Here is a 14,260-nt window from a genome sequence, read left to right on the forward strand (position 1 = left end):
CCTCCAAATTTATCTAAGTTTTTTTAGTCGATCGCTCTGACTCATAATATCCGTAACACGAACTCCAAAGTTTTCATCAATCACAACAACCTCGCCTTTTGCAATTAAGCGGCTGTTTACCAGGATATCCACCGGTTCACCAGCTAATTTATCCAATTCAATTATAGAACCAGATGACAGCTCTAGAATTTCTTTGACAGAGCGCTTTGTTCTCCCAAGCTCTACGGTTACCTGCAATGGGATATCCATCAGCATGCTAAGATTTTTCGTTTCGGACTCTTGAAGCTGATACGGCTGAAAACTGGAAAAACTGGCTGGCTGAACATTTACCGGTTGTCCTGTTGGAAGGGATGAAACTCCAAAATGTTGCGGTTCATTCGGTATTTTGTATGTCGGTTTTGTTTGGTAACCACTATGTCCATAATTCTCATTTGTCGGCTGATTCGATACAGGATTTTGGAATGATACCGGCTCTTGAAGAGAATTGCTCTGTGTTGGGTTGGTTTGTATCTGTTCCATTTTATTTTCATCGGCTTCACTTTCACTTGTTCCATTTAATAGTTCACTGACTAACCCTTTTGCAAATTCTAAAGGCAACAGTTGCATAATGTTGGAATCAATTAATGTCCCCACTCTTAAACGGAAAGAAATTTTTGCAAATAAATCCTCATCCGGTATTGCACTTTCACCTTCACCATTTAAAAAGTTCAGTAAATCGATGCTTGGTGGTGAAATATCTACCTTTTTACTGAAAATGGTCGACATTGATGTAGCAGCCGAACCCATCATTTGGTTCATTGCTTCCTGGACCGCACTTAGTTGAATTTCTCCTAGCATCTCTGAAGGATTCAAACCATCACCGCCAAGCATCAAATCGGCAATGATCGCCGCATCACTTTGTTTGATGACAAGCATATTAATGCCTGTAAAACCTTCTGTATATTGCACTTGGATGGCTACATAGGGATGCGGGAATTCTTCCGCAATCTTACCCCTTTCAATTAATGTAACCGCCGGGGTAGTGATATCCACTTTCTGATTCAACAAAGTGGATAAAGCAGTGGCCGAACTCCCGAAAGAGATATTCCCAATTTCACCGAGCGCGTCCAGTTCCATCATTGATAAATAATCTTCTATCGAAAGAAAGTTCACCTCATCTTCTATATCACTTGTACCTTTTAAAAGGGCATCTATCTCGTCTTGTGAAAGCATTTCATCACTTATCATTTTCGTCTCCCCCTTTCAAAATATTAAGAATCTGGATGGCGTGTTTTTTACCTACTTTGCCTGGTTGTCCACTATATTTCGGAATTCCCCCTACTTTAATTGTTAAAGGCTTATCGATAGCATGATTTAAATCGATGACATCACCTACATCAAGCAGAAGGAAATCCTGGATAGCGATATCCGTAGTTCCTAATTCGGAAATAATTGAGAGATCTGCATTCCTAATACGATTTTCCAAAACCTTGATTTCCTCAGGAATTCTTTCTTTTTGAGAATTTTCCATCCAGTAGTGAGCAGACAACTTCGGTATGATTGGTTCTAAAACGACGTGAGGAATACAAATGTTAATCATTCCGCTCGTTTCACCGATTTGCGTATTTAGAGATATGACTACAACTGTGTCATTTGGTGAAACCAATTGTAAAAATTGCGGATTCACCTCAAACTCTGTCATTACCGGTTCGATATCAACAATCGTCCCCCAAGCTTCTTGTAAATTTTCAAAAGCCTTTTCAAATAGATTTGACATGATCTTTGTTTCTATTTCAGTTAAACTGTCGACTTTATTAACGCTGATACCCCGTCCTCCCAAAACTCTATCCATCATGGAATAAGCGATATTCGGATTGACCTCAAGAATGATACGGCCATCCAGAGGCGGTACCTCAAACACATTCAAAATGGTCATCTTAGGTATTGAACGTATAAACTCTTCATATGGAATTTGATCTGCAGATGCTACGGATATTTGAACATATGTCCTCAGCTGAGCAGAGAAATAAGTTGTAAGCAATCTTGCAAAGTTCTCGTGTATCCTAGTCAAACTGCGGATTTGATCCTTTGAAAACCGAAGTGCTCTTTTAAAGTCGTACACCTTCACTCTTTTTTCTACTTCTTCTTTCTTTAAATCATCTGCATCCATTTCACCTGTAGAAATGGCCGATAACAAAGCATCGATTTCATTTTGCGATAATATTTCCCCGGACATTAGCACTCACCTCCAAAGCTTCCCCTTCTTATTTAATGAAGCAAGGATGTTCTCATTGAAGAATCGAGGAGGTTATATAAACCTTTTCAACTTTTCCTTCTTCCATTAATTCATTAATTCTAGTCTTTAACGTATCCTGAAGTTTTTCCTTGCCCTTTTTACCAGTTAACTCTGCCGCTTTCATTTCGGACAGTTCGGCAATAATAATGTTTTTCACCTGAAAACTTCTTTTTTCCAACTCTTCTTTTGCTTTTTTATTTTCTGTTTGGACCATAAATGAGATTTTGATATAATCATTACCCGAAAGATTCGTTGTAATTTCAGGAATTTCAACAGATGATTTGATAATTTCATCTATGGAGGGTTTACCCTCTGCAGATGTGGGGTCAGATAACTTTGTAACAACCACGACCGCTATTACGCCAACAAGAGTAATTGCCACCAGCATAATCAACATAATAGTCAATAGTTTTTTTTTCATAACCTTTCCTCCTCATCATCACGCAATCCCAGAACATTCACGGTACGATAAAATTGTATAATAGCTTGAATTATTTCTTCTTCCTTCTCGAGCACCACGATTTTCTTCCCATTTGTAAACGTAATAGTCGAATCCGGCAACGATTCGACCGTATCTATGTACAATGCATTGATATGAAAGCTTTTGCCATTCAGCCTTGTGACTTTAATAATAATATTTAGGAGCCAGAGCAAATAAGCACCTGGCTCCTCCCTCCCTTAACTTATCGTTTTAAGTTAACCAGCTCTTGTAAAATTTCATCCGACGTCGTGATAATTCTTGAATTCGATTGGAATCCACGTTGCGCGACGATCATTTCCGTAAACTCTTCTGATAAATCGACGTTGGACATTTCCAAAGAACCTGATGCAATTGTTCCGCGTCCTTCACCTGCGACATTGATGTTTGCTGTACCAGAGTTTATTGATTCTTGGAATATATTGCCTCCTGTTTTAGTCAATCCGGATGCATTTGTAAACTTGGCAATAGCCAGTTGACCCAAAGTCACAATTTTCCCATTTGAGTAGATACCGCTAATTTCACCTGATGGCCCAAAATTAAAGCTCTCCAGTTTCCCTTCTTTATTACCATTCGGGTTGACCATAGCTGTAGTTGTTCCTTTATCTTGGGTGAGAGTAGAGAAATCGAAATCTAATTTTATTTTTTTACTATCATCACTGTCATCACCTTTACTAATATCAATTGATAGGTTAACATCGCTTGTCACATCGCATTTACCATCCGTAAAACTAAGAGTAGTTAAAGGCTCTAGTTCAGAGTCCGAAGTTGGATCCTGATCATAAACTCCCCAATTATTCTCACCATTTTTCTTGAAATAAATAGTTGTTGTTTGTTCTTTACCTTTTTCATCAACAACTTTTATTTGCTGGCTGAATACGGAACCCTCAATTGCGTCCGCTGCCAAGTTTTCACTTACGGATACTTTTGTAGTTGTTACAGCAGGTAAAACCGCATTAACGTTTACAGATACATCTCCGATTGTTTTTGATGGTTTTCCGTTTGCATCAACCTTGTAGGCCTGCACTTTCATTCCATTAGAATTTACAAGCGTGCCATTATCATCTAAATAGAAGTTACCAGCACGTGTATAAGATAATACATCTCCTTCTTTGACGACGAAATATCCATCTCCAGATATACCCAAATCAAGATCGCGTCCAGTAGTTTGCAAGCTTGATTGAGTATGAATGGTGTCAATTGTTGCGATAGTTGACCCCAATCCAATCTGCTTAGAATTGGTACCACCTTTATTTGCTGTCGCGGCACTAGCACCAGATATTGTTTGGTTCATCGTATCACTGAATGTTACACGACTTTTTTTGAAACCATAGGTGTTGACATTAGCCACATTATTCCCAATAACATCTAATTTTGTTTGTAAGTTCTTCAATCCGCTTATTCCTGAGTACATTGAACGAAGCATTATAAGCTCCCCTTTCATATCGTGACTGCTTCTGTCATTCCACAGCCTAGGCTTCCTATACTAGGTCCGGCCTATTAATCTAATAGTATGGTACCATTGATATTCGTAAAAATTTGAGACGAGGCTTCCTCTCGATCCACAACAGTAATGACTTTGTTATTTTTAGTGCTGATTACGAGTGCCGCGTTATCGATAATAATAAGAGATTCTGTCACACCCATCTTTTTGGCCTCATTTGCTTTATCGGCTATTTTGTCCCAAGTTTGTTGCTCTATTACTATTTTCCTTTGATCCATCCGCATTTGTGCATGTTTACTAATCGTCAGCTTTTCATTAGTAGATATGGCTTCTTGAAAATGCTGTTGAAATCCTTGTTGGATCATTTGCCTTTGTCTTAAGGGAGTAGTTTTTGTTTGTGGAATCATCTGAGCGGAATTTGCTTGAAAACCGAGTTTATCCATTATTCCGCTCCTTAAGCACTAGCGATTTTGATCAATTGATCTAATGATAGTTTTGTGCCGCTTTGATCATCCACTTCTATCTGCACCTTGCCTTTATTCATGGATACTGATGTAACAACGGCAGAAAGGTCTCCATTTTCTTCATCATTCCATGTGACACGTTTGCCTATTAATTCACTTGCATTAGTCAAACTGTTAGATGTCGTGCTTGATTGTTTCATTGCCGAAATATTTGCTGGTTGAAGTTTTGTGCCATCTTCTAAAATGAAATAAATATTGTCACCTTTATATTGAATCGATTCCACGATACCTACACCTTCTTCTATCGCAAGGTTCTCACCGCTTTCATCCAATATATGCCAAGTTACTTCCTTACCAACGAATGAGTTATAGTTCATTAGACTATTTTGTTGGTTTAACCCAATTAGTTCATCTATTTGGGATCCTATATTCATCATTTGTTCCAAAGAAGAAAAAGTGGCCATTTGGGCTATAAATTCTGTATTGTCCATCGGACTGGAAGGATCTTGGTTTTGCAGCTGGGTAAGCAATAATTTCAGGAAATCATCTTTTCCGAGTGAATCGCCTGTTTTTCTATCTGATTGATAGCTTGATAATAATAGTGACGTATCAATGGTCGTCATTTCTTCACCTACACTTCTAGATTTAGCAGAGCTTCTGCAAAGGAGCCTGTAAATTCACTTTCCGTCTCGTCATTGCTTTCCCTCTTATTCTCTTGTTGTCTATTTTGTTCATCCGCATCTTTCTGGCTGAATTTCTCAGAGTTGAAAGCATTGTAAGCCTGTGATACTTCAATTTTTTCAATTTGGATATTTTGGCCGTTAAAGGCTTGCTTTAACCCGTGAATCTGTTTCTCCAGCATATTTTTTGCTTGCGCCGATGTGGCCAAAATTTTTGCTGTCATCATGCCATCCTTTTGAATCAACTCAATTCTAAGTGACCCTAGGTGTTCGGGATTCAATTTTATTAACAGTTTATTTACACCGTTAGCCCCTGTGAAATTTGCTTTACTCAAGATACTTTCAAACTGTTTAACAAACTCTTCCTGACTGACAGTTTGTCCACCCTTAGCAGCCGTCAAGACGAATTGTTCAAGCTTTGTCATTAGAAATGACATACCCGAACCTTGATAGTTACTACTATCCGCTGTTTTTAAAGTCAGACCGGTACTATTTGTTCCATCTTTACTTTCCTTGTCGCTTCCAGTTAATTGTGAGAATGCGCTTTTCACAGTTTCCAATGTTTTATTTTGCCCTTTTTCCAAAAGAAGAGAAAAATCAAGGTTAGTATTTGTTTTCTGATGCTGATTAGGCAGCCATTTTTCCAGTTTTCCTGATATCTCTTCAAGCAGATTTTTCATTTGCTTATGGATGGTTGCTTCATCTTGTGTCATATCTTTATTCTCTGATAAAAGATCGTGAAGTTTTACCAACTTTAATAGATTCGCTGTCCCCTCTAACGGGAGCTGTTTCCACTCTTCTTCACTCAACGAAGCAACCTGTTTTAGGATTGTATATAGTTCCATGACATTGGCTGATAACAGGCTTTGTGAATCCAACCTCAAGTCTTCCGGTTCTTGATCTAAATTGATTTCCTCTATAGTCGTAAAGAATTCTGTAAGAGTCTCTTCATTATTACCGCTAAGCCTTTTTAGTAACTGGAATAGGAGGGTTCTAACATCCCCTTGATTGTTTACTAAAGGATCTTCAGCAACACTTTCTTCCTCAAGGTCACTTAGACTGTTAAGTTTCAAAATATCTAGTAAATCCTTTAGAGTTGACAACCCCTCATTGGAAAGACGAAAGGATTCAGTATCTAATGGACTGCCTGAATCTACCCCTACGGCGGATTGAAGGACTGAACCAAACCCCAATTTCATCCCCTGGTTTTGCTTTAATTGAACAGTTTGACTTACTGCTGCCAAGGGGAATAAAGAATTAATGGCCAAATTCATATATTATTCACCTCCTTTAAAGCTTCCCCTTAAGAACTTTGCTCCGATAGTCTCTTCGTTAACCTGGCAGCATCTGCTGTTGTCATTTGCTCTAATACCTTCGCTAAAGTATCAGCTTTCATACTTGCCAAGATCTTAACAGCATCTTCATCACTCATTTCTGTAATGATAGGAGCTGACTTCTTTGGTGCCATGGTTTCATAAGTGCGTATTATATCTTTGAAAGCCTTTTTACTCCCATCCTGACTTTCTCTAAGCTGTTTCACTTCAGACTGAAGCTGCTGTTTTTCTGCTTCAGCCTTTTCAACGGCCTTGTCTCGTGTATCAATTATTCCTTCCAGCTTCTCTATCTCTTTTTCTTTGTTTTCTATTTCGGTTTCTAACTTCGCCAGTTTTCTTGAAACTTTCTCAGTGTCTTTGGCTGAGTTTTCTTTTACCTCATCCTTTTGAATAAGTTCGGCGAAGGGGATTTTAGCGGACATCTCCTTAGCCTTTTCCACTACATTAACCCCCGCAACTGAGAAAACTACCATGGCTACAGTTACCGCAAAGATTAGAGGGATGAAGATTACAAGAAACCATTGAAATTTGCTTATTTTATTTTCTTTTAATTCATCTAATCCAGTAGATTCAACTTTTTTACGCATTCTATCACCTAACGCCCTTTGCTAAAGAATTGCCGGATAGATATTTCATCCATTTGTTTATTCTCAGCTTCCTTTATGACATCCAGGAATTTAAGAAACTCATTTTCTTTCATTTTCTCGTACTTTTTGACTTCAATATTTCTTACCAATAATACTTCCTGCAGGACATTCATTTTGTAACGGGCTTCAATGACTTCCTGTTGACAATGGCTTAAGAGCTTTTCCATATTGTCCATAAATAACTGATGATGGCGAATTTCCTGAACGGATAATCCATTTCGGAGCTTTTCCTGCTGGAATTCCAGAAGGTCTTCTTTTTTCTTTAAGAGCTTATACAATTTTTCGGCTACTTTTTCAAAAGTTTTTAGAGCAGCATTATATTTAGAAAGTGCGTCCCTTTTTTCTTTTTCCTTGATGGTTAGGATCTTCTCAAATTTATATTGATAAATCATTGCTAATCACCTTTCTCCATCAATTTTACGAGGTTGATAATACTCTTATCTTTGGGTGCTTTTTCATGAGTGCCTTGCTTTAAAAATGAAATGATTTCCGGATATCGATTAATGGAGTTATCAATTTCCTTTGAAGAACCCTTTTTATAGGCACCTATATTAATCAAATCTTCAGACTCAATATAGGTTGATAAACTTGCCCGTAAGTTTTCTGCTGACTTTTTATGCCTTTCCTCAACAATATTATTCATGACACGACTTATACTCTTTAGAACATTGAGAGCCGGAAACTGTCCTTTATTGGCTAAGTTTCTGTCTAAGATGAAATGACCGTCCAATATTCCCCTGACTGCATCGGCGATTGGTTCATTCATATCATCACCGTCGACAAGAACCGTATAAAAAGCTGTAATGGATCCTAACTGATTTGTGCCTGTTCTTTCTAGTAGTCTTGGAAGGATAGCGAAAACGGATGGCGTATAGCCTTTTGTGGTGGGTGGCTCTCCGACAGCAAGTCCGATTTCCCTTTGGGCCATCGCAACCCTTGTGACGGAGTCCATCATTAACATCACGTTCAATCCTTTGTCACGAAAATATTCTGCAATGGCAGTAGCCGTCAAAGCACCTTTAATTCTCATCAACGCTGGCTGATCAGATGTCGCTACAACAACAATTGATCTTGCTAATCCTTCCGGACCAAGATCTTTCTCAATGAATTCACGGACTTCCCGACCACGTTCACCAACAAGGCCAATCACGTTTAAGTCAGCCGTGGTATTCCGTGCTACCATGCCAAGCAAAGTACTTTTTCCAACACCGCTCCCAGCAAAGATGCCAACACGTTGGCCTTTCCCTACTGTTAATAAACTATCAATCACACGTACACCTACATCAATCGGTTCATCAATCGGAGGCCTTTCCATAGGGCTGGGTGGATCTTGATCCACCGGAACCGTAGCAAGTCCTTTTGGAAGCAGCGAATCGTCGATTGGATGTCCTAAAGGATCGACAACCTTACCTATTAATCCACTGCCTACCTTTATCTCAAGGCTTCGTCCGCTTCCTTCAACAATACATCCTGGTCCAATATCACTTACCGCTGTAAACGGCATTAAAATGACCATTTCATCACGAAAACCGACAACTTCCGCTAATATTTTCTTTTTCTTTTTTTGTATACCTGTATAGATATAACAAACGTCGCCTACAGAGCTTTCAGGGCCTTGGGATTCTATCATTAACCCTACGACACGTTTGACTCGTCCATAGTGTTTAAATGGATCGACTTCATCAACTAAGGGTAAGAGATCCTTCGCTTTCATCTTTACTCACCTTCCAGCAACTCAGTTAGTTTCATTTTAATTTCCTGTAGCTGACTATCAACGCTGGCATCTATTCTTCCATTCTCCGACTCGATGATACAACTACTTTCATTTAGATCATCATCCGGATAAATATACAATTCTGTTTCTTTTGGAAAGATTGAAATCAACTCTTCCTTATGAGTAAGAATCGATTGGTATTGAATCGGATGAATATGCAGCTGCACTTCCCGATAATCCCTCGCTTCTTTAATGGCTTTCTTTACGATGGATAAAAAAGACTCTTCATCATTTTCAAGCTGACGGCCAATAACTTTCCCCGCCACTTTCATTGCAAGATCCAAAATAACTGATTCAGATGATTCGATATGTTGCTTATAATCTTTTTTAGAGGACTCTACCACTTTCTTTGCAAAAGCGATCTCCCCTGCAACCTCGTTATAGCCCTTTTGGATTCCATCTTCGATTCCCTGCTGATACCCTTCTTTTTGAGCCTGTTCGATATACATTATTTTTTCTTGCTTCTCCCAATGTTCGCGGGCTTGCTGGACTTCATCAGCAACCGCTTTGGCTTTTTGTTTTGCTTCTATTAATAGAGATTCTGCCTCCTGCTTGGCTTGGTTTAGAAATTCATCTGATTGAAAATAATGAACGATTTGCCCTTCATCCTCGCTTTCTGTTTCAAGTGAGTCCAAACAGCGAATTTTTATCGTTATCTTATTGCTTTTCTCCTGATTTGCTTGGTGGGACTTAATAATTCTAGACAATGATATCATCCCCTCCGCCGCGGGCGATTACAATCTCACCCGTTTCTTCAAGGCGGCGAACAACAGCAACAATTCTGGATTGTGCTTCTTCTACATCCCGCAAACGTACAGGACCCATATATTCCATTTCTTCCTGGAACGTTTCGACCATTCGTTTCGACATGTTACGGAAAACGATTTCCTTCACTTCATCGCTTGCCACTTTAAGGGAAAGTTTGAGATCTTCATTTTCAGATTCCCGTACAACACGCTGAATGGCTCTTCCATCAAGAGTCACGATATCTTCAAAGACAAACATCCGTTTCTTGATTTCTTCTGCAAGTTCTGGATCTTGGGTTTCAAGTGCATCTAAGATAGTTCTTTCTGTTGAGCGATCAACTCCGTTCAATACATCAACAACCGCTTCGACTCCGCCAGTCTGGGTATAATCCTGGGTAACAGTTGCAGATAGTTTTCTTTCTAATATCTGCTCTACTTCATTAATGATTTCCGGCGAAGTGCTATCCATTAAAGCGATTCTTCTTGCAATATCGGCCTGCACCTCTTGGGGAAGTTCAGACAAAATATGGCCTGCCTGTGTTGGATCAAGATAAGATAAAATTAAGGCAATCGTCTGCGGATGCTCATTTTGGATAAAATTCAATATCTGTCCAGGATCTGCCTTCCTTGCAAAGTCGAATGGACGAACTTGTAAGGAAGATGTTAAGCGGTTTATGATTGCCGCCGCCTGATCAGTCCCTAACGCCTTTTCAAGAACCTGCTTCGCGTATCCAATCCCACCCTGTGATATGTAATCCTGTGCTAAAGCTATATTATGAAATTCCTCTAAAATTTCTTCTTTGTCCTGCGAATCTACTTTTCTAACTCCCGAAATTTCAAGAGTCAATCTCTCAATTTCCTCTTCAGAAAGATGCTTATATACGGATGCAGAAACATCCGGGCCTAAGGAAATAAGGAGGATGGCAGCTTTCTGTTTGCCAGTCAATCCGTCCTTTTTTTTTCTTTCTGTCACTTGCATAGCCTCCTAGTCTAATCTTCTGCTATCCAACTTCTTAATAATTTTGCAAATTCATCCGGCTTTTCTTTTGCCAGTTTCTCAAGTTGTTTTCTTTTTAACGATGCCTCTGTTTCCTTCTCTGTATTTAAATCTGGAACCTCGAATACGACTTCTTCTTCCTCTTCCTCCACGTATTCCTCTTCCATTTCTAATCGCCTTCTTGACCGGAAAAATAAGAATAATAGAATGATAATGACTAATAATAATATTCCACCTACAATGTAAACCCAAATGGGCACTGAAGTTCTCGTTCCATCTTCTGGAATTGTCATTTTTCCGTTAAAAGGTTGAACGGAAATCGCTATCTTCTTATTTAGCTCATCGTCTGTAAGTTCTTCCCCTTCAGCTTTTTTCTCAATTGTCGTACGGATTATTGTGCTAAGGATTCGTGTAATATCATCTACACTCTGCTGAGATAAGGAGTTTGGATCATCTGCCGTAGGAGGCTCGACCATTACCTGGATACCTAAATCCTTTACTTTGTATGGACTTTCCACTATTTCTTTCTTTATTCGGTTCACTTCACTATTTATTGTTTCATCAACTTTTTCATAATCACCGGATCCGTTTGTTCCCTCTTTATAACTAGATCCTAATGAATCAGAGGAGTCCTCACTTTGCGGAATGCCACCAGCCCCAGCTGCATCCCCACTATACGATTCATTGATTCTTTGCGCAGAAATCTCAATTCCTGCCATATTTTCTTCATCCACCGGTTCAACTATATTCTCTTCCCTGTTTTCCTGAGTGAAATCAATGTCTGTTGTGACAGAAACGACAACTTTATCTCTGCCCATTATTGTTCCTAGCATATTTTGTACTTGTCTTTGAATATCGCGTTCAATTTCTTTTTTTATTTCGTTTTGAGTAACAAAAGCAGACGCGAAATTAGAATTTTGATTTTCAAGGTCATAATACTCAAAATCTTGGTTCATAATGACGATATTATCTGTAGGCAGGTTCGGAACACTTTTTGATACAAGATGATAAAGTGAATTAATTTGATTTTCTTCAAATTTATAGCCGGATTTCGTATTCAAAACAATTGATGCTGACGCTTCACCTGCTGTATCACTTACAAAAACCCCTTTATCCGGAAGTGTAATCATCACACTCGCATCTTCAACCCCGTCAATCTTCTTTATTAAATTGGCTAGTTCCGTCTGCATCGAATCCAATTTAATAACATTGAATTCATTTTCGGTCATTCCGATACCAGCGCTCTGACTAAAAAATGAATAGTCGATGCTTCCTGAGTCCGGGATCCCTTCAGCTGCAAGCTCCACTTTAAGTGTATCCAACTTTTCTTCAGGAACTTTAATCGTTTTACCGTTGTCTGAAATTTCGTTCTTAATTCCTTGACTATCTAAATTCTCTTTAATACTTCCCGTTTCTGATGGCGTTAAATTAGAATATAAGGGTACCAGTGTTGTACGGGAGGCAAAAACCGAGACAACCATAATGACGATGATAATCAATGCGGTTGCACTAATCATGAGGACTTTTTGTTTTTTACTGCGACTAGTCCAGAAAGCAGTTATTTTATTTTTCAAATTCACTAGTACATCATTCATTTAAATCCCCCGGTCAGTCTATGAATTTATGAAAGGGGGAATCTTTTTCCCCCTGGCCATTTTTCTTTATATAATGAGGTTTAAAAAATGAATGCTATATACTCATTCTCATCATTTCCTGATAGGCTTCAACCACCTTATTCCGGACCTCTAGTGTAGCCTGCATTGTAACACTGGCTTTTTGTGAAGCAATCATCACTGAATGAAGCTCAACATCTTCACCGTTAACCAGTTTAGTTGTCAGATTGTCTGATGCAACTTGAGTTTCATTAACTTTATTCAACGATTCTTTTAATACGGACGCAAAATTCCGATGTGCTTCGTATGGTGTATTTGTATTACTCTGGTCATTTTTCAATACATTAAATGTATTGCTCCCTGCCGAAAGAGAAATCCCCTCCATATCTCCACTCCCCATTCAAGTTTATTTGCCGATTTCCAATGCTTTCATCATCATTCCCTTTGATGCATTCAAAACTGTCACATTTGCTTCGTATGATCGTGTGACACTCATTAAGTCGACCATCTCCCTAAGCGGATCGACGTTTGGCATTTCCACATATCCATCATCATTGGCATCGGGGTGTTCTGGATTATAATCCAACTCAAAAGGCGTTTCATCTTTTACTATTTCCGTAACCTTTACACCGTTTCCAATCCCGCTGTTTTTCCCAGTGGCTGCGTTTAAAAAGCTTGAAAAACTACCTTCCTTACTTTGTAGCACAACTGCTTTTCTCGAGTATGGTTTCCACTCCTTTGTTTCTGCATCATATTCCGCTCTGGTCGTATCTGCATTCGCCATATTGGAAGAAATCACATCCATCCTTAACCTTTGACTAGTTAGGCTTGAGCCAGTCGTATTTATACTTTGGAAAATCCCCATTACTTACCTCCCCTAATTACAGTTTCCAATGATTTGAATTTACCTGAAAGTCGATCGGATACTGCATTAAAATAAATTTGGTTTGCAGCAAGGTCAGTCATTTCTTTATCAATGTCCACGCTATTTCCATTATTGTTGTATTGCACATTCCTCTGCGTCACGATTGAAGAGGATTCACCGCCCTCTGATTTAAAACTTAGGTGTCTTTCATCGGTACGGTATGATTGGATGGAAGATTCTAACTCTGCTTGAAACGACTGTTTTTTGGAGATATCTTTAGCTTTATAATTCGGTGTATCTGAATTCGCAATATTCTGTGAAATAATCTTTTGTTTTGTATTAGAATAATTCAGAGCGTTTTCAAGTGATTGAAAAGTATTTGAAAATAATTCCATATTATCGCTCACCTCTTTCCATTTTAAACAGATAATAACTTAAGAAATAAATTAACCCAACGTATTCATGGTTTAATTCTAAAGAAACATTATAACTATGTCCACAAACATTTTTAAGACTTTAGACCTATTATTGTCGAAAAATGTCACAATTTGCTCAAATTTACTGCTTTTTTTAGTATTATTCCAGTTCAATTATTACGATTTATTACATTTTACATACTTTTTCGACATTTTAGTCAAAATTTATCTCTAGTTCCTTATTTATCATACCGAAAAAAGAATCTATATACCTGATACTTTAGAACTAATTTACAATATTTTTTCATAAGTGATTTTATACAATATTGTTTTTTTAGCCTTATTTTATAACGGTTTCTTTAAAATTCTATATTAATATTTTTTTAAAAAAAATGAAAATTTTTAAAGTGAATTTATATTCGACAAATTCAGCATCTTATTTCATAATTAGGACTCTTAAAACCGCTACTAATATCAACAGATATTTTGTAACACTTTGATTAAGAAGGGAGGGAATTCATTACAAG

General features: G+C 38.2%; 17 protein-coding genes. All 17 read right to left on the minus strand.

Features of this window, described 5'->3' with window-relative positions; all coding sequences use genetic code 11:
- Positions 1–9 precede the first annotated feature (9 nt).
- Positions 10–1,227, minus strand: a complete 1,218-nt coding sequence (gene fliY, locus JFU50_RS01210) for a flagellar motor switch phosphatase FliY (RefSeq protein WP_201221404.1) — start codon at positions 1,225–1,227, stop codon at positions 10–12.
- Positions 1,217–2,215: a flagellar motor switch protein FliM gene (gene fliM / locus JFU50_RS01215; protein WP_053345333.1), complete on the minus strand. Its 999-nt coding sequence runs from the start codon at positions 2,213–2,215 to the stop codon at positions 1,217–1,219. Before fliM ends, fliY begins: the two co-directional genes overlap by 11 nt.
- 52 nt (positions 2,216–2,267) lie before the next feature.
- Complete coding sequence (gene fliL, locus JFU50_RS01220) at positions 2,268–2,696, minus strand: flagellar basal body-associated protein FliL (protein ID WP_201221406.1); 429 nt, start codon at positions 2,694–2,696, stop codon at positions 2,268–2,270.
- On the minus strand, positions 2,693–2,908 hold the full coding sequence (locus JFU50_RS01225; protein WP_053348013.1) for a flagellar FlbD family protein: 216 nt from the start codon (positions 2,906–2,908) through the stop codon (positions 2,693–2,695). The genes fliL and JFU50_RS01225 overlap by 4 nt, the downstream gene beginning before the upstream one ends.
- Positions 2,909–2,958: 50 nt before the next feature.
- Positions 2,959–4,179 carry a flagellar basal-body rod protein FlgF gene (gene flgF / locus JFU50_RS01230; protein ID WP_201181432.1) on the minus strand — a complete coding sequence of 407 codons (1,221 nt, stop codon included), beginning with the start codon at positions 4,177–4,179 and terminating at the stop codon, positions 2,959–2,961.
- 74 nt (positions 4,180–4,253) lie between these two features.
- Positions 4,254–4,640 (minus strand): TIGR02530 family flagellar biosynthesis protein, encoded by a 387-nt coding sequence (locus JFU50_RS01235; protein ID WP_242485300.1) that lies wholly within the window; start codon positions 4,638–4,640, stop codon positions 4,254–4,256.
- A gap of 11 nt (positions 4,641–4,651) precedes the next feature.
- Positions 4,652–5,284: a flagellar hook assembly protein FlgD gene (gene flgD, locus JFU50_RS01240; RefSeq protein WP_201181434.1), complete on the minus strand. Its 633-nt coding sequence runs from the start codon at positions 5,282–5,284 to the stop codon at positions 4,652–4,654.
- 8 nt (positions 5,285–5,292) lie between these two features.
- Positions 5,293–6,615 carry a flagellar hook-length control protein FliK gene (locus JFU50_RS01245; RefSeq protein WP_201181436.1) on the minus strand — a complete coding sequence of 441 codons (1,323 nt, stop codon included), beginning with the start codon at positions 6,613–6,615 and terminating at the stop codon, positions 5,293–5,295.
- 29 nt (positions 6,616–6,644) lie between these two features.
- Positions 6,645–7,262, minus strand: coding sequence for a MotE family protein (locus tag JFU50_RS01250; RefSeq protein ID WP_201181438.1), 618 nt, complete (start codon positions 7,260–7,262; stop codon positions 6,645–6,647).
- An 8-nt stretch (positions 7,263–7,270) separates the two neighbouring features.
- Complete coding sequence (gene fliJ / locus JFU50_RS01255; protein WP_201221414.1) at positions 7,271–7,714, minus strand: flagellar export protein FliJ; 444 nt, start codon at positions 7,712–7,714, stop codon at positions 7,271–7,273.
- A 2-nt stretch (positions 7,715–7,716) separates the two neighbouring features.
- On the minus strand, positions 7,717–9,036 hold the full coding sequence (gene fliI, locus JFU50_RS01260; protein ID WP_201181443.1) for a flagellar protein export ATPase FliI: 1,320 nt from the start codon (positions 9,034–9,036) through the stop codon (positions 7,717–7,719).
- A 2-nt stretch (positions 9,037–9,038) separates the two neighbouring features.
- The gene (gene fliH, locus JFU50_RS01265) at positions 9,039–9,803 is read right to left on the minus strand and encodes a flagellar assembly protein FliH (protein WP_201221415.1); all 765 of its coding nucleotides are present in this window, start codon (positions 9,801–9,803) and stop codon (positions 9,039–9,041) included.
- Positions 9,796–10,815: a flagellar motor switch protein FliG gene (gene fliG / locus JFU50_RS01270; protein ID WP_397443419.1), complete on the minus strand. Its 1,020-nt coding sequence runs from the start codon at positions 10,813–10,815 to the stop codon at positions 9,796–9,798. The genes fliH and fliG overlap by 8 nt, the downstream gene beginning before the upstream one ends.
- Before the next feature lie 17 nt (positions 10,816–10,832).
- On the minus strand, positions 10,833–12,434 hold the full coding sequence (fliF, locus tag JFU50_RS01275) for a flagellar basal-body MS-ring/collar protein FliF (protein WP_201221420.1): 1,602 nt from the start codon (positions 12,432–12,434) through the stop codon (positions 10,833–10,835).
- 94 nt (positions 12,435–12,528) lie between these two features.
- Positions 12,529–12,837 carry a flagellar hook-basal body complex protein FliE gene (gene fliE / locus JFU50_RS01280; RefSeq protein ID WP_201183374.1) on the minus strand — a complete coding sequence of 103 codons (309 nt, stop codon included), beginning with the start codon at positions 12,835–12,837 and terminating at the stop codon, positions 12,529–12,531.
- Between the two features lie 21 nt (positions 12,838–12,858).
- Positions 12,859–13,317 carry a flagellar basal body rod protein FlgC gene (gene flgC, locus JFU50_RS01285; RefSeq protein ID WP_056526749.1) on the minus strand — a complete coding sequence of 153 codons (459 nt, stop codon included), beginning with the start codon at positions 13,315–13,317 and terminating at the stop codon, positions 12,859–12,861.
- The gene (gene flgB, locus JFU50_RS01290) at positions 13,317–13,712 is read right to left on the minus strand and encodes a flagellar basal body rod protein FlgB (protein ID WP_201181449.1); all 396 of its coding nucleotides are present in this window, start codon (positions 13,710–13,712) and stop codon (positions 13,317–13,319) included. The genes flgC and flgB overlap by 1 nt, the downstream gene beginning before the upstream one ends.
- Positions 13,713–14,260: the final 548 nt, after the last annotated feature.

This window comes from Peribacillus sp. TH14, assembly GCF_016651145.1.
GTDB lineage: Bacteria > Bacillota > Bacilli > Bacillales > DSM-1321 > Peribacillus > Peribacillus butanolivorans.

Coding starts and splice junctions, on each gene's coding strand:
- fliY (WP_201221404.1), bottom strand. CDS start 1,227: ATGATAAGTGATGAAATGCTTTCACAAGACGAGATAGATGCCCTTTTA.
- fliM (WP_053345333.1), bottom strand. CDS start 2,215: ATGTCCGGGGAAATATTATCGCAAAATGAAATCGATGCTTTGTTATCG.
- fliL (WP_201221406.1), bottom strand. CDS start 2,696: ATGAAAAAAAAACTATTGACTATTATGTTGATTATGCTGGTGGCAATT.
- flgF (WP_201181432.1), bottom strand. CDS start 4,179: ATGCTTCGTTCAATGTACTCAGGAATAAGCGGATTGAAGAACTTACAA.
- JFU50_RS01235 (WP_242485300.1), bottom strand. CDS start 4,640: ATGGATAAACTCGGTTTTCAAGCAAATTCCGCTCAGATGATTCCACAA.
- flgD (WP_201181434.1), bottom strand. CDS start 5,284: ATGACGACCATTGATACGTCACTATTATTATCAAGCTATCAATCAGAT.
- JFU50_RS01245 (WP_201181436.1), bottom strand. CDS start 6,615: ATGAATTTGGCCATTAATTCTTTATTCCCCTTGGCAGCAGTAAGTCAA.
- JFU50_RS01250 (WP_201181438.1), bottom strand. CDS start 7,262: ATGCGTAAAAAAGTTGAATCTACTGGATTAGATGAATTAAAAGAAAAT.
- fliJ (WP_201221414.1), bottom strand. CDS start 7,714: ATGATTTATCAATATAAATTTGAGAAGATCCTAACCATCAAGGAAAAA.
- fliI (WP_201181443.1), bottom strand. CDS start 9,036: ATGAAAGCGAAGGATCTCTTACCCTTAGTTGATGAAGTCGATCCATTT.
- fliF (WP_201221420.1), bottom strand. CDS start 12,434: ATGAATGATGTACTAGTGAATTTGAAAAATAAAATAACTGCTTTCTGG.
- fliE (WP_201183374.1), bottom strand. CDS start 12,837: ATGGAGGGGATTTCTCTTTCGGCAGGGAGCAATACATTTAATGTATTG.
- flgC (WP_056526749.1), bottom strand. CDS start 13,317: ATGGGGATTTTCCAAAGTATAAATACGACTGGCTCAAGCCTAACTAGT.
- flgB (WP_201181449.1), bottom strand. CDS start 13,712: ATGGAATTATTTTCAAATACTTTTCAATCACTTGAAAACGCTCTGAAT.